The sequence below is a fragment of the Sphingobacterium spiritivorum genome (assembly GCF_016725325.1).
Lineage (GTDB): Bacteria > Bacteroidota > Bacteroidia > Sphingobacteriales > Sphingobacteriaceae > Sphingobacterium.
In genome coordinates, this window is the sequence record NZ_CP068083.1 from 1,509,661 (window position 1) to 1,533,374 (window position 23,714).

At 40.0% G+C, this 23,714-nt stretch carries 19 protein-coding genes; 11 read left to right on the forward strand and 8 right to left on the reverse strand.

The window, feature by feature from the left end:
• Nucleotides 1–41: 41 nt before the first annotated feature.
• Nucleotides 42–1,232: a GTPase HflX gene (gene hflX / locus I6J02_RS06095; protein ID WP_201680896.1), complete on the forward strand. Its 1,191-nt coding sequence runs from the start codon at nt 42–44 to the stop codon at nt 1,230–1,232.
• 15 nt (nt 1,233–1,247) lie between these two features.
• Nucleotides 1,248–1,943, forward strand: a complete 696-nt coding sequence (lipB, locus tag I6J02_RS06100; protein ID WP_201680897.1) for a lipoyl(octanoyl) transferase LipB — start codon at nt 1,248–1,250, stop codon at nt 1,941–1,943.
• Between the two features lie 25 nt (nt 1,944–1,968).
• Here the strand turns inward: lipB and I6J02_RS06105 are convergent, their stop codons facing one another.
• Both I6J02_RS06105 and I6J02_RS06110 read right to left on the reverse strand, forming a co-directional pair.
• On the reverse strand, nt 1,969–2,751 hold the full coding sequence (locus I6J02_RS06105) for an MBL fold metallo-hydrolase (protein ID WP_201680898.1): 783 nt from the start codon (nt 2,749–2,751) through the stop codon (nt 1,969–1,971).
• A gap of 40 nt (nt 2,752–2,791) precedes the next feature.
• Nucleotides 2,792–4,219: an L-serine ammonia-lyase gene (locus I6J02_RS06110; protein ID WP_201680899.1), complete on the reverse strand. Its 1,428-nt coding sequence runs from the start codon at nt 4,217–4,219 to the stop codon at nt 2,792–2,794.
• A gap of 231 nt (nt 4,220–4,450) precedes the next feature.
• On the opposite strand from I6J02_RS06110, the gene I6J02_RS06115 reads away from it, so the two are divergent.
• The gene (locus I6J02_RS06115) at nt 4,451–5,977 is read left to right on the forward strand and encodes a glycoside hydrolase family 10 protein (RefSeq protein WP_201680900.1); all 1,527 of its coding nucleotides are present in this window, start codon (nt 4,451–4,453) and stop codon (nt 5,975–5,977) included.
• A 62-nt stretch (nt 5,978–6,039) separates the two neighbouring features.
• Here the strand turns inward: I6J02_RS06115 and I6J02_RS06120 are convergent, their stop codons facing one another.
• Together I6J02_RS06120 and I6J02_RS06125 are read right to left on the reverse strand one after the other, a co-directional pair.
• Nucleotides 6,040–7,749 (reverse strand): glycoside hydrolase family 3 protein, encoded by a 1,710-nt coding sequence (locus I6J02_RS06120; RefSeq protein ID WP_201680901.1) that lies wholly within the window; start codon nt 7,747–7,749, stop codon nt 6,040–6,042.
• 122 nt (nt 7,750–7,871) lie between these two features.
• On the reverse strand, nt 7,872–8,414 hold the full coding sequence (locus tag I6J02_RS06125; protein WP_201680902.1) for a TetR/AcrR family transcriptional regulator: 543 nt from the start codon (nt 8,412–8,414) through the stop codon (nt 7,872–7,874).
• Between the two features lie 143 nt (nt 8,415–8,557).
• On the opposite strand from I6J02_RS06125, the gene I6J02_RS06130 reads away from it, so the two are divergent.
• Complete coding sequence (locus I6J02_RS06130) at nt 8,558–11,341, forward strand: TonB-dependent receptor (protein ID WP_201680903.1); 2,784 nt, start codon at nt 8,558–8,560, stop codon at nt 11,339–11,341.
• Here the strand turns inward: I6J02_RS06130 and pncA are convergent.
• The 3 genes from pncA to I6J02_RS06145 are packed head-to-tail and all read right to left on the reverse strand — an operon-like array spanning nt 11,338 to nt 14,041.
• Nucleotides 11,338–11,928, reverse strand: coding sequence for a bifunctional nicotinamidase/pyrazinamidase (gene pncA, locus I6J02_RS06135; RefSeq protein ID WP_201680904.1), 591 nt, complete (start codon nt 11,926–11,928; stop codon nt 11,338–11,340). The two genes, I6J02_RS06130 and pncA, sit on opposite strands and share 4 nt — an antisense overlap.
• Nucleotides 11,929–11,930: 2 nt before the next feature.
• Nucleotides 11,931–12,608: a response regulator transcription factor gene (locus I6J02_RS06140; protein WP_201680905.1), complete on the reverse strand. Its 678-nt coding sequence runs from the start codon at nt 12,606–12,608 to the stop codon at nt 11,931–11,933.
• Nucleotides 12,609–12,610: 2 nt separating this feature from the next.
• Entirely contained in the window at nt 12,611–14,041 is a 1,431-nt protein-coding gene (locus I6J02_RS06145) for a sensor histidine kinase (protein ID WP_201680906.1), read from the reverse strand.
• Nucleotides 14,042–14,166: 125 nt separating this feature from the next.
• On the opposite strand from I6J02_RS06145, the gene I6J02_RS06150 reads away from it, so the two are divergent.
• Nucleotides 14,167–15,528: a DUF4270 family protein gene (locus tag I6J02_RS06150; protein WP_201680907.1), complete on the forward strand. Its 1,362-nt coding sequence runs from the start codon at nt 14,167–14,169 to the stop codon at nt 15,526–15,528.
• A 6-nt stretch (nt 15,529–15,534) separates the two neighbouring features.
• Nucleotides 15,535–16,524 carry a Kelch repeat-containing protein gene (locus tag I6J02_RS06155; RefSeq protein WP_201680908.1) on the forward strand — a complete coding sequence of 330 codons (990 nt, stop codon included), beginning with the start codon at nt 15,535–15,537 and terminating at the stop codon, nt 16,522–16,524.
• A gap of 262 nt (nt 16,525–16,786) precedes the next feature.
• Here I6J02_RS06155 and I6J02_RS06160 read toward each other — a convergent pair whose 3' ends face one another.
• On the reverse strand, nt 16,787–17,776 hold the full coding sequence (locus I6J02_RS06160) for an aspartate-semialdehyde dehydrogenase (protein WP_201680909.1): 990 nt from the start codon (nt 17,774–17,776) through the stop codon (nt 16,787–16,789).
• A 161-nt stretch (nt 17,777–17,937) separates the two neighbouring features.
• Between I6J02_RS06160 and I6J02_RS06165 the strand changes: the two genes are divergently transcribed.
• The 5 genes from I6J02_RS06165 to I6J02_RS06185 all read left to right on the forward strand — a co-directional run bounded on the left by I6J02_RS06165 (nt 17,938) and on the right by I6J02_RS06185 (nt 23,713).
• Nucleotides 17,938–19,776, forward strand: coding sequence for a lamin tail domain-containing protein (locus I6J02_RS06165; RefSeq protein WP_201680910.1), 1,839 nt, complete (start codon nt 17,938–17,940; stop codon nt 19,774–19,776).
• Nucleotides 19,777–19,789: 13 nt separating this feature from the next.
• The gene (locus I6J02_RS06170; RefSeq protein WP_201680911.1) at nt 19,790–20,752 is read left to right on the forward strand and encodes an NAD-dependent epimerase/dehydratase family protein; all 963 of its coding nucleotides are present in this window, start codon (nt 19,790–19,792) and stop codon (nt 20,750–20,752) included.
• An 8-nt stretch (nt 20,753–20,760) separates the two neighbouring features.
• The gene (locus I6J02_RS06175) at nt 20,761–21,486 is read left to right on the forward strand and encodes a YebC/PmpR family DNA-binding transcriptional regulator (RefSeq protein WP_201680912.1); all 726 of its coding nucleotides are present in this window, start codon (nt 20,761–20,763) and stop codon (nt 21,484–21,486) included.
• A 96-nt stretch (nt 21,487–21,582) separates the two neighbouring features.
• Nucleotides 21,583–22,902 carry a hypothetical protein gene (locus tag I6J02_RS06180; protein WP_201680913.1) on the forward strand — a complete coding sequence of 440 codons (1,320 nt, stop codon included), beginning with the start codon at nt 21,583–21,585 and terminating at the stop codon, nt 22,900–22,902.
• Nucleotides 22,903–22,969: 67 nt separating this feature from the next.
• Nucleotides 22,970–23,713 (forward strand): DeoR/GlpR family DNA-binding transcription regulator, encoded by a 744-nt coding sequence (locus I6J02_RS06185; protein WP_201680914.1) that lies wholly within the window; start codon nt 22,970–22,972, stop codon nt 23,711–23,713.
• The last annotated feature ends 1 nt before the right edge of the window (nt 23,714 follow it).

The following is a 23,714-nucleotide window of genomic DNA, read 5'->3' on the forward strand; positions in this document are numbered from 1 at the left end:
GTTTTCAAATCTCCTGCTGCTCTTATTCTTAATACTATTATATGGCTAGAACCAAAATATACGATACTGCATTAAAACCCGAAACTGCTGTACTGATCTCGGTCATTACTCCGGATACAACAGAAGCTAAAGCTCGTGAGTATCTCGAAGAACTGCAATTTCTGGTAGAGACTGCCGGTGGAATTACCAACGGCATTTTCACACAAAAACTCGCTTATCCCGATAAGGCAACTTTTATCGGAAGTGGAAAAATGGAGGAAATCAAATCTTACATCGATGCAGAAGAAATCGATATGGTGGTCTTTGATGATGAATTAAGTCCATCTCAACTGCGCAATATCGAAAACTTCTTCAAAGTGAAGATTCTGGACCGCTCCAACCTGATCCTGGATATATTTGCCAGTCACGCCAAAACAGCTCAGGCTAAGACCCAGGTTGAACTGGCTCAACTTCAATACATTCTTCCCCGATTGACACGAATGTGGACTCACTTAGAGCGCCAGCGTGGTGGTATCGGGATGCGTGGTCCGGGTGAGTCTCAGATAGAATCCGACAGACGGATGATCCTCAATAAGATCTCCCTGTTCAAAGAACGTCTCAAATCTATTGATAAACAGAATGAGACCCAGCGTAAGAATCGTGGAGAAATGATCAGGGTAGCATTAGTCGGATATACAAACGTCGGAAAATCAACCATTATGAATATGATTTCCAAATCCGATGTACTGATCGAAAACAAACTCTTTGCAACTCTGGATACCACTGTCAGAAAAGTCGTGATTGATAATCTGCCATTTCTGCTGTCCGATACTGTTGGATTTATCCGTAAATTACCCCATCACCTGGTAGAGTGTTTCAAATCTACATTGGATGAAGTAAGGGAAGCAGATGTGCTGATTCATGTTGTTGACATTTCTCATCCCAATTTTGAAGATCACATTCACGCTGTCAATGAAACATTAAAGGATCTGGGAGCATTAGACAAACCCGTCATTACAGTATTCAACAAAATAGATGCTTACAAGCCGGCAGTTGAAGAAGGAGACGAAGGCGAAGAAAGAGAAGTAACACTGGAAGAATTCAGAAACAGCTGGATGGCAAAAAATTCAGATCCGGCAATCTTTATTTCAGCAACCAATAAAACGAATGTAGAGGAATTCAAGCAAAAACTTTACGACATTATTGTCGAAATGCACAATGCCAGATATCCATATAATAATTTGTTGTATTAGTGAAAGGCTGTAAGTATGAACAAAAAAGTACAATTCACGGACTGGGGTTTGCAGGATTATCAGGATGCATGGGCCAGACAAGAAGATATCTTCAAAAGTATATTGGACGTCAAGCATGATAATCGTGTCAACGAAGCACATACAGAGACCCGTAACTATCTCATCTTTACAGAGCATCCTCATGTGTACACATTAGGAAAAAGCGGTCATCCGGACAATCTTTTATTAGATGAGCAGGGCCTTGAAGAAAAAAAAGCTACATACTATAAGATCAATCGTGGAGGGGACATCACTTACCACGGTCCCGGACAGATCGTAGGCTATCCGATTCTGGATCTGGACAATTTCTTTACCGATATCCACCTCTATCTCCGCACATTGGAGGAGGCTGTTATTCTTACTCTTGCCGATTATGGAATTCCGGCAGGCAGATACCCAGGATATACAGGAGTATGGATAGATCCGGATAATGACAAAGCCCGCAAAATATGTGCAATGGGTGTACGTGCCAGCAGATGGGTGACTATGCACGGATTCGCATTTAACGTAAATGCCGATTTGAGTTATTTCGGGAACATTGTTCCATGTGGAATAGATGATAAAGACGTAACTTCTATGCAGCGTGAACTTGGAAGAGAAGTAGATATCAACGAAGTAAAAGACAGATTAAAGAACCATCTGGCAGACCTCTTCAAGATGGAATTGATCTAAAATTTAGGTCAGCCGCAACGCTTACCTAAATCAATTCTTTCAGAAGCAACGCATGAAGATCAAACAATTCGGTCTCTGCGGATCTGGTCGCTACAGACAATTTGATCTCAGCGCAATACGGCGCAAAAGTCTGCTCAACTAGTTCTACACTGTTGTTTTCTCCCGAAAGATGGGTTAATATCAGGTGCTTAAGCCTGCTGCTACGGCAATTATTAAAAATTTCCAGAGAAACTGTATTCGAGATATGTCCCCATCCACTACTGATTCTGTTTTTTAAATAATAAGAATAGCGCCCGGTACGAAGCATTTCCTCATCATAATTGGATTCTAACAACAGAATATCTGCATGCTGAATAACATATCTGACATTATCGCAAGCCCTGCCGATATCGGTCAGGATACCGATATTATATTCTCCGTCAGAAACAAGAAAACTACAAGGTTCCTTCGCATCATGATATTTGGGGATACCATATACCGTCAGTTCTCCTATCTCCACCTTATCATCCGGCTTGATAACATGTACCATATGTGAAGGGAGATGTAAACGGCTTCCACGGTAACTTCCTTCAGTAATATACACCGGAAGGTTATATTTTTTACTGAAAACCGAAAGCCCGCGAATATGATCTGTATGCTCGTGTGTTATAAAAATTGCCTTTATAGTATCAGGCTGAATTCCCAGATTTCCCATTCGCAGGTGAATATGCTTGCTGTTTATCCCGGCATCAACCAGAATTGCAGAATCATTTTTCGCCACGTAATAGCAATTACCGTTACTGCCTGATGCTATAGCACTATACTTCATTCAAACAAAATTAAAAAATATCCGGTAAGATCATATACTCTTAACATTCAGGAAGACTCAGCGGAATATGTACCGCCAATCCTCCGTCTGCAGTTTCTTTATATTTGACATTCATATCCTGTGCAGTATCCCACATCGTTTTCACCACTGCATCCAGACTTACTTTAGCTTTATCCGGATTAGAACGCAAGGCTAACTGAGCCGCAGTGATTGCTTTAATTGCACCCATTGTATTTCGTTCTATACAAGGCACCTGCACGAGTCCACCGATCGGATCACAGGTCAGCCCCAGATGATGCTCCATTGCAATCTCAGAAGCCATTAATACCTGACGTTGAGATCCGCCCAGACATTCGGTCAACGCTCCGGCAGCCATTGCAGAGGAAACGCCAATCTCCGCCTGACATCCACCCATTGCGGCAGATATAGTTGCTCCCTTTTTAAAAATCGAACCAATCTCAGAAGCTGTTGCAATAAATTGAATAATCTTACTCTCATCAAATCCATTATGAAAAGTAATGAAATATTGAAGCACCGCCGGAATTACACCAGCAGCTCCGTTTGTAGGTGCAGTAACCACACGTCCAAATGATGCATTTTCCTCATTTACCGCCAAAGCAAAGCAACTTACCCAATCCAGAATATAATCAAAATCTTTCCCTCCTTCACGTATAGCTTGTACCCAGCTCTCAAAATCGACATAACTACGACCATTGATCAGTTTTTTATTCAGTTTTGCAGCCCGTCTTTCCACATTCAATCCGCCTGGGAGTACACCCGAAGTATGACAACCCCTGTAGATACATTCTTTAATAGCTGTAAAAATACGAAGGACGCCGGCATTGGTCTCCTCTTCGCTACGCCATGCACTCTCATTCTCCATAACGACATCAGAGATCTTTAGCCCCGTACGCATACACGCCAGCATAAGCTCCTGTGCAGTATCAATCGGGAAGGGCAGATCTATTTCAGATAAAAATCCTGAATCGTCTCCTTCCTGAACAACAAAGCCTCCGCCAATGGAATAATAAGTTTCACTTACAGCCTTTTCTCCTTTCAGAAAAGCCTGAAAAGTTACAGCATTAGGGTGAAAAGGAAGACTTTCCTGAAATAAAAACAAAAGATCCTCTTTAAAATAAAAAGGAATAGCATGCTTACCGGCCAATACAAGCTCATGTGCGGTTTTGATATGCTCTACTTTAGGTGTGATCTGATTGACGTCACAAGTCACGGGGTCATCCCCACTCAGCCCCAACAGGATTGCAATATCAGTTCCATGTCCGACGCCGGTCTTTGCCAGAGAGCCGTACAATAAGATTTTGACAGCTTCTACATCACCCAACACACCCTTATCTTCTAAGACTTTGGTAAACTGCTGTGCAGCACGCCATGGACCCAATGTATGCGAACTGGACGGCCCTACCCCAATCTTAAACATATCAAATATAGAAATCTGCTCTTTTGCCATTTTTTAGATCAATAATTTAATCGTCACAAAAATATGATATATTCCATTACAAATATCATATTGAAAAGGTTATTTCAACACGAATTATTGTCATTTTTATAAACAACGATTTTCCCTCCGTACATTCCGAAAAATTAACACTATTTAACACCCTCCCGCCTGTACGTAACAAGTCAGTTACCCTACGTTTGTTATCTTTGATGCCTAATAGTTGTGGGGGATTCAAAAAACATGTTGCACTTTCGAAAGATAATCATTCTAATTCTTTTCATCAGTCATTTCCAGTATCAGGCAAGCAGCCAAAATTCTCCGAAACGGGAACTTCGTGGTGTATGGATAGCTACAGTCGCCAATATTGACTGGCCAAGCAGGGACAATGAAAGTAGTGAACGGCAGAAACAAGAGCTGATCAATATTCTGGATGCACACCAACGTGCCGGACTGAATGCCATATTCTTCCAGATCAGACCTGCTGCAGATGCATTTTACGCTAAAGGAAGAGAGCCCTGGAGCAGATATCTTTCCGGTGTACAGGGTAAAGCTCCATCACCATTCTACGATCCGCTGGAATTTGTTATTGAAGAAGCACATAAAAGAGGAATGGAACTACACGCATGGGTCAATCCTTATCGTGCATCTACAACACTGAATCCTGCCCATTTTTCCAAAGATCACATCACCCGGACAAAACCGGAATGGTTTTTTAAATATGGTGGAAAATATCTATTCAATCCGGGATTGCCTGAAGTAAGACAATATATCATTGATGTCATCATGGATGTTGTCAAAAACTATGATGTGGACGGGATTCATTTTGATGACTATTTCTATCCTTATCCGGATGCAAGAAATACTGCGCTACCTGATGCGCCTACTTTTCATCAGTTCGGCCAAGGCTTTGCCAATATACACGACTGGCGCAGAAACAATGTCGACCTTTTGATCCGTGATCTCGGAATAGCAATTAAAAAGGAAAAACCATTTATCAAATATGGGATAAGCCCTTTTGGTATATGGGATAATAAAAGAGATAATCCGGATGGATCCAATACAAGCGGACTCAGTGGCTACCGCACGCTGTATGCAGATGGGGTCAAGTGGATGAAAGAAGGTTGGATAGACTATATCAATCCACAAATTTATTTTCCGTTTAATAACAGAGCTGCAGCTTTCGAAATCTTGCTGGAATGGTGGGAGAAACATACCTACGGACGTCATTTTTATGTAGGACATGGGGCATACCGTCTAACTGAAAAACGCCAGGGATGGACAGATAAGGGACAAATTCCAAAGCAGGTGCGTCACCTGCGGAATCAACATGAAGTACAGGGAAGTATTTATTTCAGCTCTAAATCTTTGATGGACAATCTGGCAGGACTACGTGATTCCATGCAATATGATCTGTATCGCTACAAAGCACTTCCACCAACGATGGCATGGATAGACAGCATACCTCCGCAATCCCCTTATGGATTACAGGCACACGTCTCTGCAAACAGAAGATCGACTACGCTGATGTGGCAAAAGCCTAACGATGAACAGATCTATGGTTATATCATTTATCGTTTTGAAAAGGGAGAAAATGTCAACACCGCAAATGCAGAACGTATCTTACAAATATCATACGATGACAGCTACCTTCAGTACACGGATAATACTATAAAACCCGGAGGTCATTATTTTTATGTGGTGACGGCTATTGACAGAATGAAAAATGAAAGTAATATCTCTAATATCCGGGAAGTGATCCTCCCATAATACATTAAAAATGGCGAATCATTTTTTACGTGATTCGCCATATACAATTAATCTTATAAGCCTTAAATTCCTGTTCCGTTTTTATAATTTTCATTGATCGTTACCGGTAATTTACCTTTCGGCTTGATCTCTCTGAAGATAGCTCTCACCGCAGCTTTTTGCATGAACCAGTCATTTTGATACCCCATAAGTATAGATTGACTTTTCTCTACACCTGGCAGATCAGCCAATGCATAAGGATTAGTAAACAGACAGGTGATCGCTTTTCTCTTTGCTAATTTAGCAATCACCTCTTTTACTTCCGGACTAAAAGGAACCTCACTGCGCGGACGTGAACGGTCATCGTGAATCGCTACGATTAACTGTTTATGATCTTTCGCATTTTTGAAAATCTCCTGTAGCGCTTCTTCTTTTTCGTCTCCTTTGATGTAATATATATCAGACTCAGGAAGACGGGCTTTCATTTCTTTTTCGAAATCCTGCGCTGCAGTCACGCCTATACTTACAATAGCCGTTTTTTGTTTTGGTTGAAACGAATACAGGCGGTTATTTGAATTCAACAGTGTAATGGACGCATCCGCTAAACGCTGTACCAATTGTTTTGAACTGGTTCTGTTCAGGTCATCATACAGATAGTTTGTATTGATTACACGCTTACGGTTCAGACCAACCCACAATTTTGCAGCCAGAACTTTCTTTACCCGGGCATCCAGATCGGCTTGTTTGATACGGCCATCCTTGATTGCCTTTTCGATCAACCCAATAGCGCGACCACTGTTTTCAGAAACTTCCAGCAAATCATGCCCCGCAATAATGGCCTGAACATCTGCTTCTCCGTTTGGAAAAAACTTCTTCACTCCACTCATATCCATTGCATCCGTAACCGTGAGGCCTTTGAAACCTAACTGATCCTTCAAAAGTCCTGTTACTACGGCTTTTGATATTGATGAAGGCATATTAGGAGTGGGATCCAGACTTGGAATATTCATATGCGCAACCATGACTGCCGGCGCACCATCTTTGATCAACTGTTTGAAAGGGTACATTTCCAATGTATCAAGACGCTCCTTACTGAATTTCAACTGTGGCAGATCATGGTGTGAATCCACATCCGTATCTCCATGTCCCGGAAAATGCTTTAATGATGCTATAATCCCTCCGTCAACCATACCATCCATATATGCTTTTGCCTTCTTAACAACATTATACTTGTTGTCACCGAATGATCTGAAATTGATCACCGGGTTTTTAGGATTATTATTGATATCAACAACCGGAGCAAAATTAAAGTGCATTCCGATGCGATGAAAATCTTTAGCCACCTCTTTACCCATCTGATAAATCAGAGACTCATCCTGAATAGCACCCAAAGTCATTTGATAAGGATAAGAAACCGTAGAATCCGGCATACGCATTCCCAAGCCCCACTCACCGTCAAAAGTCATCAGCAAAGGCACTTTGGCAACGGCCTGATAACGGTTAAACATATTGGCATGACGCACAGGTCCTCCCTGAAATACAACCAGACCTCCCAACTGTTCTTTTTGAATTACTGCAGCCACAGAATCTATATATTTCTGGCCTAGATTTGTATGTGCCCGAACAAGAAATAACTGTCCTATTTTCTCTTTAGGAGAAAGGGTATTGAATACAGAATCAACCCACGCGTGCTTTTGATTAATAAAGGCAACAAAATTGGGGTTAGACTGTGCTTTAGCGGCAATTGAAACAGCCACAAAGGCAAGCCCTAAAACCATTTTTCTAAATATCATATGCTTTAAAATTAATTAGGTACCACGAATTACGTCAAATAAAATTGATTTTTAAAACTATTTGTGCGTATTACAACAAAAAAGATGCACAAAAACGCAAATTGTTACAAAAAAAATATAGCTTACAGCAGATTGTATTTTTTCTCTAAAAGAATCGCCAGATCTAAGGATTGCTCAATCTCACCACTGGCTTCTTTTTTCCAGAGGGAATCAATAACAATTAACAAAAACTGTGTTTCAAGTTCCGGATTTTCATAACCAAGCTCTTCAAATGCACGATTTATAATAGGCTGTACAGGTTTCATAAATTGCTCATGCTGCTGGCGCGAAAAAGAATTATGAGACAGACGCTCCTGCAGTTTCCAGAAAATAGGCTCTTCAGCCACCAGTTTACTTGGCAGAAAGATCATATTTTTCAGAAAGTCCTTTGGATTTTTATAGGTCATCATTCCCTTATGATACATCAGTACTCTTCTGTATCCGGATTTGATCAGATGAAAAAGCAGAGCGTCCTTATTTCCAAAATGTTTAAAAATCAAGGCCTCCGAAACTTCTGCATTTTGAGCAATAATTTTTGTCGAAGTATCCGCATATCCTTTCTCCGCAAAGAGAGCCAAAGCCTCTTTCATTATCCTTTCCTTGCGACTCATCGCATTATCTTTCATGTATCTTTATTGCTATAAATATTACAAATATACCTAATCTTTTTATATTCGCACAGGCATAGTCGAAGAGGATAACGGATTGTCATTATTTTTTTTACAAACAGTATTCCTATAAAAAGACTATCACATCAACCTAAATTTCAATGAGACACCTTGCGCTTGTCAGTATCTTTTTATTCCTTTCCTTATCAGCTGTTGGTCAAATCCGTATTTCCGGTAAAATCACGGATAAGCTGACATCCCAGCCAATTAAAGGAGCCAGTATTTCTATTCTTAACAGCAAAGATTCAACTACTCTGAAAGCACCTAGTGATATGCTGGGCAACTATACATTCAACAATCTGGAACAAGGTACCTATGTCATCAACATCAACTACATGGGGTATAAGCAGGATATGCGAAAAATCACATTGGGAAGTACCGCAGCAACAGTAAATTTTCAAATGGAATCTTCGGAAATCATGTTGGATGAAATCGAGATTACAGCAGAAACAGTTGCACTGAAAGGTGATACAATGGAATTTAATGCCAATAAATATGCAACAGCCAAAAACTCCGATGCAGATGAACTGATCCGGCAGATTCCCGGAGTGGAAATTGATGAAGACGGCAATGTCAATGCCCACGGAGAAGCAGTAAAAAAAATAATCGTTGATGGTAAGGAATTCTTCAGCACGGATCCCAAAATTGCGCTCAAATCTCTACCTGCCGACATCATAGATAAAGTACAAATCATAGATGATAAATCTGAACAGGCTAAATTTTCCGGATTCGACGATGGTAAGCGAGATAAGGTCATCAATATCGTTACCAAGCCCAATCGGAAAAAGGGATATTTCGGAAAAGCAAACGGCAATCTGGGAAATGATGAAAAGTACGCAACTAATATCAATATAAATGGCTTTCAGAATGACAAGCGCTATTCCCTTACAGCAATGGCTAATAATACCAATGAGACCAACTTCGGGGAGCAGGGACGCGGGGGCAACAGAGGGGGAAATTCAAATGTTGAGCGTGGCCTGTCTAAGACATACGCCGTGGCAACGAGCGTCAACAACAGTTATTTAAATCAAAAAATGCAGGTCAGCGCGGATTACAATTTTAATTCGACCAATACCAATACTTTTACAAATTCCTTAACCAACTATATCCTCGGTTCACGGGCTAATCAGTTAAGACAACAAGCGTCGAATACAGACAATGGAGCAGTAAGTCACAATGCAGGGGCACGGCTACACTGGGATATAGATTCCACTCAACGCATAGATTTTGTGCCGAAATTGTCCTATTCTTCCAATGATCGCACTAATTTTAATATAAGTACAACTCTTAATGAACTCCAGGATACCATTAATACATCGGACCGGAGAAATCGAAATAATAGCAACAACTTTAATTTATCGGGAGCACTTACTTATATGGTAAGGCTGAATAAACCCGGAAGAACATTATCTGTTAATTTAAATGCCAATCATTCCTCCAATAACAGTGAGGGACGCACCTATGCGCTCAATCAATATTATAAAGATGCACTGTTAAATCGTATTGACACCAATAATAATCAGAATATATCTGAGGGCTATGGAAACGGAATAAACGGAAGGCTGACCTTTACCGAAAACATATCCAGATTCAGCCGGTTACAGGCTAATTACAGTTACCGCAATACGGCAAATTATTCGGACCGCAAGACTTTCGAATTTTTGGAAGAAACCGGACAACTGGGCCAGCTTAACGAGAGGTTATCAAATGAATTCCGAAATGATTTTGATTTTCACAGTGGTGGTATATCTTATTTATTCTCTAAAAAAGATAGCTTAACGTTTCAGATTGGAGCAAATTATCAATATGCCTCCCGCAAGAATGATAAGACTTTCCCTAAAAATGTACTCACGACTTCCGGATTCCGAAGCTTTTTACCGGAGATGAGTATCATTTATCACATCAGTAAAGAAAAGCGGCTGGAATTGAAATATAATACCGCAACGAATGCCCCTTCTATAAATCAGTTACAAGACTTTATAGACAATCAAAACGCCTTGCGTATTCAAAACGGTAATCCGGATCTGGATCAGGAATATAAACATAATATTAGTTTTCAATTCAGGGATATCAAAAAATCCACAGGACGCAGTTTCAATTCCAGCCTTAACTTTGAATATATACAGGACAAGATCGTCAATTCGATCTTACTGACAGATACAGCAGTACACATCACAGATGATATTATTTTAGGAGCCGGTGGACAGTACATCACACCGGAGAATGTCAACGGAGCTTACTCGGTCAGGATGACAAACAGTCTGGGTTTACCGCTTAATAAATGGAAACTAAACCTCAACCTGAATAATAATCTTTTCTTTAATAACAATTATTCCATATTAAATAAAGATTTATTGAATTCCAAATCCTACGGTATACGTCAGCGAGTAGGAATATCCAGTAATTTCGGAAGAAAGACAGTAATAGGACTCTCCTACAACGGCAACCTGACCTTTACGGAGAATCCATCCTTACAGGTCAAAAAATATAATGTGTACAACCATACCATTAACAATAATGCGTCTGTAGATTTCTGGAAAGGAATGTTTGTGACGTCCAATATAAACTACATGCTTAACGGTGGTGTACAGAATACCTCCGGGATTCAGACAGTTATCTGGAATGCCTCCATTGGCAAACGGTTCTTTCAGAAAGAAAACGCAGAACTGTCTTTAAAAGCATTCGATATCTTCAATAAAGCAAAAAATGTCAACAGACGTGTAGATGAATTCTCGATTTCAGATGTTCAGTCTAATACATTGACCCGCTATTTTCTATTGAGTTTTACATACCATCTACGCAAATTCGGCGGACAGGACAGTAAAGGATCACGCGGATCAACCAACCCGCGCAGAGAAGGAGGAAGGGGCAGAGGAATGCGTTAAATCAACCTCCCACCATCTTCTTCAAATGATCTGGCAAGTGTTTGAAAATGAGCCGGATCTATCGCCTTAGTGGCATCAGCAAGAATTGCTGTCTGAAAGCCTAGAGATAATGCATCTTTAGCTGTGAAATATACGCAGTAATCGGCCGCCAGACCGCATACATGGACTTCTTCAATATTTCTGTCACGCAAAAATCCAGCAAGACCTGTATTTTTCCTGCGTCCGTTATCAAAAAAACCACTGTAGCTATCTATTTCCGGATTCATTCCTTTTCTGAAGATCGCTTCTACCCGATTCATGTCTAACTGTTCATGAAATGCTGCTCCACTACTCCCCTGTACGCAATGCATTGGCCACAATCGCTGCTCCAGACCATTTAGTTCAATTACCTCGAAAACGCTTTTGCCAGGATGTTCCACCGCAAAACTTTTGTGATGAACGGGATGCCAGTCTTGCGTAGCAACCACCAGTTCATAATCCTGCTGAAGCTGATTAATCAAAGGGATAATCTCATCGCCATGTTCTACGGCCAACGATCCACCCGGCACAAAGTCATTTTGAACATCTACTATAATCAATGCTTTCATTTCTATTCATCTATTGTTAACATATAACCTATACCTCTGATATTAATAATTTTGATCCGTTCATCTTTAATAAGGTACTTTCGCATTCTACTTATAAAAACATCCAGACTTCTGCCGGTAAAATATTTGTCCTGGCTCCAATATGCTTTAATAATCTCTTCCCGGGGAACCACCTTATCTTTATTTTCAAATAATCTGCGCAACAATTCACTTTCCCGAAAGGATAGCTTCTCTTCCATCTCCTCAAAAGTCAGCAGATGCTTCACATGATCCAGAACATAATTTCCTATTTGCAATTTTGAAACAGCCTGTGCCCGGTTATAATATTTAAACAGAGCCTCTATCCGGACAATGAGTTCTTCTATCTTAAATGGCTTTTTAATATAGTCATTGGCTCCAAGGTGAAACCCTGCAACGACATCTTCAGTTTGCGTCCGTGCGGTCAGAAATATAATAGGTACATCCGTATCCATTCCTCTCACCTTCTTTGCCAGCTCAAAACCATCCATCACAGGCATCATGACATCGATCAGCAAAAGATCATATTTCTGTTCCTGAAACGTGGAAAAAGCCTCTCCACCATTAGGACAATGTGTTACTTCAAATCCATGAGACGCCAGAGTATCTGACAAAATCATGGCCAGACCAGCCTCATCCTCTACATACAAAATACGGATCATAACTACGCTTTAGGAATACTGATCGTAAAGATACTACCTTTATTTAATTCACTGACGAGAGAAACAGTCCCTCCATGTTGTGTAATCATTTGCTTTACATATGATAATCCCAGACCAAAACCCTTTACTTCATGAAGATTTCCCTCGGGAACTCTGAAAAAAGCATCAAATACATCCTTTTGATATTCTGCAGCAATGCCCTTCCCATTATCTTTCACACTGATCTCTATCGAGTGCGCCAATTCTTTCAGAACAACCGTTATCAAAACCTCTTCTCCGGAATACTTGATTGCATTATCCAGCAGATTGCTACACACATTCTTCAGATGCGCTTCATCAGCCGATATCATTACCGGTCTCTTTTCACAATCAAAGACTACCTCAATCTTCTTTTTAAAATTGAGCTTTGCAATCATAATACACCGCTCCAGCAAGTCTGCAATATCAAATGTCGTGTATTGTAAATTGACTCCCTTTACTTCATCAATATCCATCTGCAAAACTTTTTCAATCATATCAGAAAGGTGTTGAAGCTCATTTCTGGAAACCTGAAGATATAACTCCATTTTAGCTTTATCATCTTTGACACCGTACGTCTGAATCGCTTCTACAGCTGCCATAACAGTAGAGACCGGAGTCTTGAGCTCATGGGTCATATTATTTACAAAATTCTTTCGCAGTTGAGCCATCTTATTCTGCCGCAATATGGTCAGCATCAGATAAAGAAAGGAGCCAACCAGAGAAGCAACAAGAACTATTGAAACCAACAACTGCCATCCTATACCAAAAAGAAAATAACGCCAGGTATTCTCAAATTTAACCACGACAAACTGCCCTCTGTCTGGATTTACTAAGGTTGGTCTTGTCCACATCAGCTTTTCTGCTTTCGTATTTGCACGGAAAGTAGACACCTCTTCCCGACTAAGCTGCAGTAACTCCACCTTGAAATCGGTATGAATACCTTTATCTGTTAGCGTCAGTTTAAGTCTGTGACAGACCGTATCCATCACCTCTTTATCGAAATCAAAATCTTTGAACAGATAGGGAGGAATAATCTGAGCAGGTCCTTCGTCATTACGCTCTTCTCCTCTTCTGGGAGCATTATCCCTGAAGCCTTGCATATAGGAAGATTTCCCTGAGCTTTCTTCAAAATTCTTGCGTAAAGAATCAAAGTCTATTTTTGGAAATTTTTCCTGCAGATAGCCTACAAATGATTTCCTTCCTCTGGCCTGAGCGGAACGGAGAGAATCGTCTACATTGATCTTCGTCTGATATACTTCCTGTATAACATTAAACATTGATCTTTCTGCAGAAGAAAGAAACAGATCCCGTCTGTTCTGATAGCTGCCATAAAGCCATCCCGACAATACCAGAATAACGCCCAAACCCGTCAGGATCATGACTGTTATTACCAATTTATACCTTTTCACCATAATTAAAAAACAAATTTAAATTAGTAGCTTTGCTTCACGGTTATGAATTAACCTAATTTAACAAAATATAACACTGATTAACAGGAGGCAATCATTACTTTTGCGTCATTGCGTAATTTTTCAACATGAGTCGATTTTTTAAAAGAAGAAATATAAGATATATTTTACCAATTTTATTCATTGCTGTCGTAAGTTCCTGTAATAAGGATATCAGTATTTCACTTGATGGCTCCGATAACAATCTTGGTCTTAGTGTTACCGATTCATTTACTGTAAATGTCTCCACCTTCCAGATGGATAATCTTCCTACTGCAGCAACGGGTACTATCCTTGTCGGTAAAGCGAACAGCGCAAAGACGGGAAGTATTTCATCAAGCAGCTATTTTCGCTTAGGTTTAGGAAATGTATCTGCGACAATACCTGACGGTGCAACATTTGACTCCCTGACACTGGTTATCAAACCTAATCAGGCCAGATACTACTACGGAGATACTACTGTAAATCAAAAGATAAGTGTACATGAAGTCACAGAAAATATCATACTAAGAGACATTACTACAGGTATTGATAATAATCTGACTCCGGCTTTTGTCACAGGTCCGACTCTATTCGGCAAGCAGAAATTTAATTATAACAGCACGCCTCTTGGAGAATTAACATTCAGACCACGTATTAAATCCTTAGATACTTTATCTGTACGTCTGGATCAGAATCTTGGAAACACATTATTTAATCTTTTCAAGAATAATGACATTAAAGTATCTTCCAATGCTAACTTTCAGGAATTCTTTAAAGGTATGGTCATTGTCCCTGCAGCGACTAATACTACTGTAATCGGATTTAATGATACACTGGCAGTTAAAGTAAACTATTCTTACATCGGATCGGACGGATTTAAAACTCAGGCTGCAAAAACATTTACTATTGACAGTAAATCTTATCAGCATAACAATATTACATTTGACCGTACCGGTACTCCATACGAATCCTTAAATTATACGAATAAAGAGTTGAAAAGCTCGGAAACTAATCAGGAAGTATTTGTTCAGGGTGGTACAGGAGTTGTAGCGAACATTAAGATTCCTTCGTTAAGAGAATTTATACTGGATGAGAAGATTTCCATAAACAAAGCGGAGTTGATTATCGAAACACCAAATTTAAATACCGGAATGTACCCTGTACCTCCATCCGTCATGCTGATGGTAGCAAATATTAACGGAATACCTGTTACAGCAGTCAATTTTCCTTTTACAAACACTATACAACAGGTAAGTTTCAGCAAAGGAAATGATACCGGAGCAAATGGTAAATATGTATTTGATCTGATTGCATACCTTAAGAATATTAATACTGTAAATTATTATGATACTTCGTTATTTTTAACTGTTGCATCTCCAAGCCTGTTCTCCACAGCGAATGCGCTTGAAATCGCAAAAGAAAATAACAAGCCAAAAGTTAAATTAAACATCGTATATACTAAATTTTAACAATTTATGAACAAGAAAAATTGGCTAATCTTATTTTTAGCCTGTACTATCGCTTTAACGTCCTTCAATTCTTGTAAAAAAAGTGATGATACAGATAGCACAACAGATACAGGTCCGACTGAGTGGTTTAAAACTTCAGCTTTTGACGGAGATCCACGCAGTGCAGCAGCCTATTTCTCTATCGGAGACAACGGTTTTATTACTACGGGTATCCTGAGAACAAATGAGAGAGTAAAAGATACCTGGTTATTCGATTCCAAAAAAGGTTCATGGTCTAAAAAAGCTGACTTCATCGGAGACGCTCGTAACGCAGCTGTAGGTTTCGCAATCAACGGAGTTGGTTTCGTAGGTACAGGATACAACGGAACAGATGCATTGAATGACTTTTACAAGTACGATTCTGCGACAAACACATGGACAAAGATTAAATCTTTACCAGGTGAAGCCAGATACGGAGCGGTAGCGTTTTCATTAGGAGGTTTCGGATATGTAGGTTTAGGTTCTACAAAAGCGGAAAAAACACTTAAAGATTTCTACAAATACGATCCTGCAACTGATACCTGGACTGAAGTAGGTACTATCTTCGCTAATAAAAGAGTGAATGCCTTTTCTTTCGTGATCGGTAACACTGCTTATGTAGGTGGTGGTTTTGACAACAACGCTTTCCCTGAAGATTTCTATAAATTTGACGGAACAACATGGACTCGTCTGAATGACATCAAAACAGATGATATCGACGTAACACGTCAGAGTGCATCTGCTTTTACAGTAGGTCAGACAGCATTCGTTGTTGGTGGTAAAAAATCTTCTATTCTGAACAGCACATGGAGATACAATCCTTCAAGTGATTCATGGGAAAGCAAACATCAGGCATTCCAGGGATCCGCACGTGAAGGCGCAGCATCATTCTCTGTAAACGGAAAAGGATATATCGCAACAGGTGCTAACGGTACATTCAAATTTGATGACAACTGGGAATTCATTCCTGTGAGATAAGAATATATCTATTCACAAAATAAAAAAAGAGCAACAAAAGTTGCTCTTTTTTTTGTCTCTGTTTTTTGAAGGTAATTCATGCTCTTCATATAATCAGAAAGCATACGATGCCAACCATCTATCTTCTCCAGGATAGAGTGTCAGACAATGTTCGTGTATTTTCCATCTATACTGTGACAGCGCATTTTTACACTATATAAGTTCACAAAAAAAGAGCTGCTTGTATAAAGCAGCTCTTCATATAATCAGAAAGATTTTTTTATTAAATCAGTCCCTTCTTGTTTAATAGTTCTGCAATCTGAACAGCATTCGTTGCAGCTCCTTTTCTAAGGTTATCTGCAACAACCCACATATTCAATGTCTTGTCCTGAGACTCATCACGACGTATACGACCAACAAAGACTTCATCACGACCATGTGCATCCTTTGGCATAGGATATGCCAGATTAGCCGGGTCATCCACTACAATTACGCCACTCTGTGCTTCCAGTACAGATCTGATATCTTTCAAATCAAACTCATTTTCAAATTCGATATTAAGAGATTCAGAGTGCCCGCCCATCACAGGTATACGGACAGTAGTCGCTGTCACTTTAATAGAATCATCTTGCATGATCTTATTCGTTTCCTTGATCATCTTCATTTCTTCTTTTGTATATCCATTGTCCTGGAATACATCAATATGAGGAATTACATTCAAATCGATTTGATAAGGATACGCTTTTTCTCCTTCTATTCCCGCACGCTCATCATTAAGCTGCTGAACCGCTTTAACACCGGTTCCGGTAACGGATTGATAAGTAGATACAACTACACGCTTGATTTTGTATTTGTCATGTAATGGCTTCAATGCCACGACCATCTGGATCGTAGAACAGTTAGGATTTGCTATAATTTTATCCTCTGCAGTCAATACATCCCCGTTTACTTCCGGAACGACAAGTTTCTTTGTCGGGTCCATGCGCCATGCTGATGAATTGTCAATAACTGTAATCCCTGCCTCTGCAAACAAAGGAGCAAATTCTGTAGAAGTACTGCCTCCGGCTGAAAAAAGAGCAACATCAGGTTTCAGTGCAATAGCTTCTGTTGCGGTTACAACCTCGTACTTCTTACCCTTAAACTCAATTTCCTTACCCTTGCTCTTCTCAGAAGCAACTGGAATCAAGGTGGTCACCGGGAAATTACGCTCTGCCAAAACTGTCAACATCTCTGACCCAACAAGGCCTGTTGCGCCAACTACTGCAACTTTCATAATACTGTGTTGTTTTTTTAAATTGTTATAAATTTTATTAATCTTTACTTAACTTACATGTTAATGTAGAATGCCAAACATACAAATTAAAGAGACATCAAACCAGAGATATTTTAAAATTTATAAATTTTACACAGCAATATTGACAATTTATATAAATTATGAGCGTATTAATAGAAAAAAGACAACTTTTATGCTATTGGTTAGCAGGCCTGTTACATCTTCTTACTCCGCAGGTATCCTTACATGCGCAAAATACCCTTCTTCTATCTGATACACTGGGTGTCCTATTTATGGACAAGTTCCAGGCAGGTCAGCTCCATCAATGGCAGCCTACCCGGGATTATTTCGTTGAAGATAATATTTTGCGGATCAGTCCCCAATCTTCATCACCCGCATATCTCCATAGCAGCATCCTACCTAAAGCAGGTATGCAATACGAAATCGGATTTACCAGTACTACAGCGCTTTCTTCAGCTAATTACTTCCGCTTCTATCTTTCTGTTAATAAACCTTCAACTCATCAGCCTCATGAGGGCTATCATCTGCAGGTAGATGGCACTTCAGATTACCATTTCTATAAACTTTATCGTCAGAATGGAAATTCCAGAATGATTATATTTCAAAGTACTCCGCTTGTAAATGAGAAAGAGCACCTGTCTGCACAGGTCATGATAACCTGCGATCAGAATGGCATCTGGCGTATCGCAGTGAAAGAGTATGAGCAGAAATCATTTCTTCCTCTCCTGAACACAGCCGGTCAGGCCCAGGTAAAAGACCATGTCTACAAGCTGCAGACAGATTTCGGACTGGCCAGTTACTTCACTGCAACACGTCGTTCATCGCTTCGTTTCCATTATATCCTGCTCAAAGCATACTCTTCGACAGATCGATTATCTGTTAAAAGAGCATCCATTCTTAATCCTAAAACGATATCAATTCTATTCTCCGATCCTTTGGATACAGCGACTATGTCTGAACAATCCAATTACTTTATTAGCCCAGCCAAAAAAATTGAGAATATCACTTCTCAGAATTCAATTGTATATCTGCATCTGAAAGATTCTTTGGTAAAAGAAACCTTTCAGATTAATATTCGTAAGGCAGTACTATTCAACGGACATCAGACAGCACTCGACACAGCTATAACGCTTTCACACATCCCACCCTATAAACCTCACCCTCAAGACATTATCATTAATGAAATATTATTTAACCCGAAGCCCGGAGGGGTAGACTTTGTCGAGATCTACAACAACAGTATAGAGGACATAAATCTACAGAACTGGAAGATCGGAAAATATAACATAGCCGACACTGTTCATTACTTTCCAGCCGGACATTACCGGCTGCTTACCACAAACGGAACAATTGTAAAACAACATTATCCGGCTACAGATCTGAATAATCTGATACAGCTACGTACACTCCCGGCCTACACTAATATATCAGGTGTAGTGACACTCCGGTATCAGGAACAGATTATAGATAGTCTGTTTTATACCGAAAATATGCATAGCCCGTTTATTACCAATAAACGGGGAATTTCATTGGAACGACAACAATACAAAGAGGATACAAATACTCCCGGAAACTTCCGTTCTTCCGCAACATCAGCGGAAGGAGCAACTCCGGGATATCAAAACAGCCGGTACAGCGATAAAATTTTCAAAAAAAATAATTTTTTTTTGACCTCCCGCACATTTTCTCCTGATGGAGATTCATTTGAAGATTTACTCTTCATTAACTATGAAATACAAGTCGAAAATGCCATGATCAGCCTCAGTATAGTAAACGATAGAGGTCATATGATCAATCGATTGATTCGGAATAAAAGTATAGGTTCATCGGGACAGATCACCTGGGATGGCCGAACAGAAAATGGTTCACCGGCACCGCCGGGTATTTACTTATATATAGTTGAATTATATGACAATCAAGGCTTCAACAGGACATTCAGAGGGAGTTTTGTCCTTGCCTCAGCCACATCTCACTATTGACAAAGGTTACAAAATGAGTATCTTTGTTTCGATGAAAGAGCGCGTAATTATTATTGGTGCAAACGGTCAGATCGGAACCGAATTAGCATTGGCCCTGAGACAAAAATTTGGATATGAAAATGTCATTACATCAGACATTCGAGAACCAAAATCCTTGGCCGAAAATGAGATTTTTGAAATCATTAACGTATTAGACAAAGAAGCTTTAAAAGCGCTTTTTGATAAATATAAACCTACTCAGATTTATCACCTTGCAGCCATGTTATCTGCGACTGGTGAACAATATCCGCAAAAGGCCTGGGATCTCAACATGAATGGTTTACTCCATGTACTGGATCTATCGCTTGAGTTTAAAGTAAAACGCGTATTCTGGCCTAGTTCAATCGCTGTATTCGGACCACATTCTCCTAAGCAGGATACACCGCAATACTGTACAATGGATCCAAACAGTATCTATGGTATCAGCAAACTGGCAGGAGAACGCCTTTGCGAATATTATCATGCAAAATATGGTTTGGACGTAAGAAGCATACGTTACCCTGGAATTATTTCCTGGAAAACAGAACCAGGAGGAGGAACTACAGATTATGCCGTACATATCTTTTTTGAAGCGCTCAAAAATGGCACCTATGAATGCTTTCTTTCAGAAAACACAGCCCTGCCAATGCTGTATATGGATGACGCAATAAGAGGTACACTCGAATTGATGGAAGCTCCTGAACAAAAGCTAACGATCCGCTCCAGCTATAATCTTGCAGGTATCAGCTTCACACCGAAGATGATTGCTGAAGAAATTAAAAAAATTCTTCCTAATTTTACCATCACTTATTCGGACAATGATCCCCGTCAGGCTATTGCAGACTCCTGGCCTGCAAGTATTGATGACTCATATGCCCAAAAAGATTGGGAATGGAAACCGAAATTCGATTTAACCGAAATGACGGCGGACATGATCCAAAACCTTAAAAACAAATAACAGACAAAATGGGAAGAGCTTTTGAATTCAGAAAAGAGCGCAAATTTAAACGCTGGGCAAAAATGGCTGTCCAATTTACACGTTTAGGAAAAGAAATCGCTATCGCAGTAAAAGAAGGTGGACCTCACCCGGAAACCAACTCCCGCCTGCGTACAGCAATCCAAAACGGTAAAGCTGTAAACATGCCTAAAGATCGTATCGAAGCAGCGATAAAACGTGCTTCAGAGAAAGATGCGAAAGGATATGAAGAATATGTTTATGAAGGATATGGCCCGCACGGTGTGCCTATTCTTATCGAAACAGCAACAGATAACACCAACAGAACTGTAGCTAATATCAGAAGCTATTTTACAAAAGCCGGCGGTACATTAGGGAAAACAGGTTCCTTAGACTTTATTTTCAACAGAAAATCTATCTTCAGATTCGATGCTCAGGAAAATCTGGATGTAGAAGAATTGGAACTGGAACTTATCGACGGAGGTCTGGAAGAGTTATATGTAGAAGCGGATGAAGAAGGAAATGATGTTGTGGTAGTACAAACTTCCTTTGAAGATTTTGGAAATATGCAACGTCTTTTAGAAGAAAAAGGTATAGAAACAAAATCAGCAAAATTAGAACGTATTGCTTTATCACATTCTACTATTTCTGAGGAAGAAGCAGCTGATGTTCTTAAACTTATCGATAAAATCGAAGAAGATGACGATGTACAGGCTGTATATCATAATATGGACTAATATAATTCGTATTATTTCTTATAAAATGAAAAAAGAGAGCTTTCGCTCTCTTTTTTCATTTTGGTAAATTCGGTACATTTGTAAAAACAGGAACGTATGACCTTTGAAGAATTTTTTGTGAAAAAGAACATTGATTTGAATGCCTTACAACATTCAAACTCGGCTCTTTATGATGAATTCAAAAAGCATTATATGTTAATGGGGGAGAAAAGCTTTGATCATACAAAGAAATTCTGGTTCAACCGGCTTCGTAAGGATTATAAGCTGGCCGAACAGGAAGTGGGGATTGCTGCTGTTGTCAAAAAAACAGAAACGCCAATAGCCCCTGCTGCATCTGCAGGAGTTGCTTCGAAACCAGCAGGTTTCAGGCCAAAATTCAAATCTGCAGCTACACCGGTTACTGATAATGAACCGACTGCGGAAAAAACAGCAGCAGAACCCCGTCCGGCAACCGGATTCACACCTCGCTTTAAAAGTAATACCACAACGGAGAACACAGAGCCTAAAGAAGACTCAAATACTCAACCGGCATCTTCTGGTGCACCTGCAGGTTTTAAACCTCGTTTTAAGCCGGGAGTTACGACTACAAAAACAAATACGGAAGAACCTGTATCTCCCGAAAAAGAGAATATACAAGAGACAAGTAATAAGCCGGCAGGATTTAAGCCTAGGTTTAAGGCTGGAATTACAGCTCCTAAAAAAGAACAAAACGAAACAGCTTCTCCGGCGGAATCCACAGCTACAGACAATAAGGAAACGACAGAAATACCTTCTGCGGCAACCGCTGAAGACGCGAAAGATACTCCTCAGACTCCGGCTAAGCCTCTGGGATTCAGACCCAAATTCAAAGCTGGTGTGACAACCGTCAAAAAAGAACAAGACGAAGGAACTTCACCAACGGAATCCGCAGCTATAGACAATAAGGAAACGACAGAAACATCTTCTGCAGCAACCGCTGAAGACACGAAAGAGGCTCCTCAGACTCCGGCTAAGCCACTGGGATTCAGACCCAAATTCAAAGCTGGTGTGACAACCGTCAAAAAAGAACAAGACGAAGGAACTTCACCAACGGAATCCGCAGCTATAGACAATAAGGAAACGACAGAAACATCTTCTGCAGCAACCGCTGAAGACACGAAAGAGGCTCCTCAGACTCCGGCTAAGCCACTGGGATTCAGACCCAAATTCAAAGCTGGTGTGACAACCGTCAAAAAAGAACAAGACGAAGGAACTTCACCAACGGAATCCGCAGCTATAGACAATAAGGAAACGACAGAAACATCTTCTGCAGCAACCGCTGAAGACACGAAAGAGGCTCCTCAGACTCCGGCTAAGCCACTGGGATTCAGACCAAAGTTTAAAGCTGGTGTGACAAAAATTCAGAAAAACGAAGATAACCAAACCGCTGAAGACTAAATTTTTAGCGAAAAAATTTAGAATGCGAAGAAAAGCCTTAACTTTATAACAATAATCAGCTATAAATATGTTAAAAGAAGAAAGACAAGCCTACATTATACACCAAATCAATCTTCACAATAAAGTTTTATCTTCAGACCTCAGTGTGCAGCTTAACGTTTCGGAAGATACTATCCGACGGGATCTTAATGAGCTCGCTGAAAACGGACAGGTATTAAAAGTTTATGGTGGGGCACTCTCCAAGTCATTTCAATTCCCGTTTCAGGATGGAAATGTATATGCTAAAGAGTCTAAAAAAGAAATTGCCAGAAAATCCATATCCCTTATCCAAAATGGGATGACGGTACTCGTCGGTGGTGGTACGACAGTTATAGAACTAGCACGGATCATTCCTGAAGATATACAATGTACCTTTTTCACGATCAGTCCTCTTGTTGCATTAGAACTTGCCGAAAAGGAAAACATAGAAGTAATCTCTATCGGAGGTAAGCTTTCCAGAAATACAAATATCGTAACCGGAGCGCAGGTCATTAATGAACTTTCCGAGATCAAAGTAGATCTTTGCATATTAGGCACCAATAGTCTTTCTATTGATGACGGAATTACAGATTCAGACTGGGAGGTTGTACAAATCAAACGTGCGATGATCAAATGCTCACATAAAGTAGCTATATTAAGTATCGCAGAAAAGCTGAATTCTAACCAGAAAATGAAAGTTGCACCATTGAGAGATGTTTCATTCTTAGTAACAGATTTGACACCTGAACATCCATCTTTAAAGGAGTTCGCTAAAACGATAAAAGTAATTTAAA

Coding starts and splice junctions, on each gene's coding strand:
- I6J02_RS06115 (WP_201680900.1), top strand. CDS start 4,451: ATGTTGCACTTTCGAAAGATAATCATTCTAATTCTTTTCATCAGTCAT.
- I6J02_RS06175 (WP_201680912.1), top strand. CDS start 20,761: ATGGGAAGAGCTTTTGAATTCAGAAAAGAGCGCAAATTTAAACGCTGG.
- I6J02_RS06140 (WP_201680905.1), bottom strand. CDS start 12,608: ATGATCCGTATTTTGTATGTAGAGGATGAGGCTGGTCTGGCCATGATT.
- I6J02_RS06185 (WP_201680914.1), top strand. CDS start 22,970: ATGTTAAAAGAAGAAAGACAAGCCTACATTATACACCAAATCAATCTT.
- I6J02_RS06150 (WP_201680907.1), top strand. CDS start 14,167: ATGAGTCGATTTTTTAAAAGAAGAAATATAAGATATATTTTACCAATT.
- I6J02_RS06165 (WP_201680910.1), top strand. CDS start 17,938: ATGAGCGTATTAATAGAAAAAAGACAACTTTTATGCTATTGGTTAGCA.
- I6J02_RS06145 (WP_201680906.1), bottom strand. CDS start 14,041: ATGGTGAAAAGGTATAAATTGGTAATAACAGTCATGATCCTGACGGGT.
- I6J02_RS06110 (WP_201680899.1), bottom strand. CDS start 4,219: ATGGCAAAAGAGCAGATTTCTATATTTGATATGTTTAAGATTGGGGTA.
- hflX (WP_201680896.1), top strand. CDS start 42: ATGGCTAGAACCAAAATATACGATACTGCATTAAAACCCGAAACTGCT.
- I6J02_RS06160 (WP_201680909.1), bottom strand. CDS start 17,776: ATGAAAGTTGCAGTAGTTGGCGCAACAGGCCTTGTTGGGTCAGAGATG.
- I6J02_RS06125 (WP_201680902.1), bottom strand. CDS start 8,414: ATGAAAGATAATGCGATGAGTCGCAAGGAAAGGATAATGAAAGAGGCT.
- I6J02_RS06130 (WP_201680903.1), top strand. CDS start 8,558: ATGAGACACCTTGCGCTTGTCAGTATCTTTTTATTCCTTTCCTTATCA.
- lipB (WP_201680897.1), top strand. CDS start 1,248: ATGAACAAAAAAGTACAATTCACGGACTGGGGTTTGCAGGATTATCAG.
- I6J02_RS06155 (WP_201680908.1), top strand. CDS start 15,535: ATGAACAAGAAAAATTGGCTAATCTTATTTTTAGCCTGTACTATCGCT.
- I6J02_RS06170 (WP_201680911.1), top strand. CDS start 19,790: ATGAGTATCTTTGTTTCGATGAAAGAGCGCGTAATTATTATTGGTGCA.
- I6J02_RS06105 (WP_201680898.1), bottom strand. CDS start 2,751: ATGAAGTATAGTGCTATAGCATCAGGCAGTAACGGTAATTGCTATTAC.
- I6J02_RS06180 (WP_201680913.1), top strand. CDS start 21,583: ATGACCTTTGAAGAATTTTTTGTGAAAAAGAACATTGATTTGAATGCC.
- pncA (WP_201680904.1), bottom strand. CDS start 11,928: ATGAAAGCATTGATTATAGTAGATGTTCAAAATGACTTTGTGCCGGGT.
- I6J02_RS06120 (WP_201680901.1), bottom strand. CDS start 7,749: ATGATATTTAGAAAAATGGTTTTAGGGCTTGCCTTTGTGGCTGTTTCA.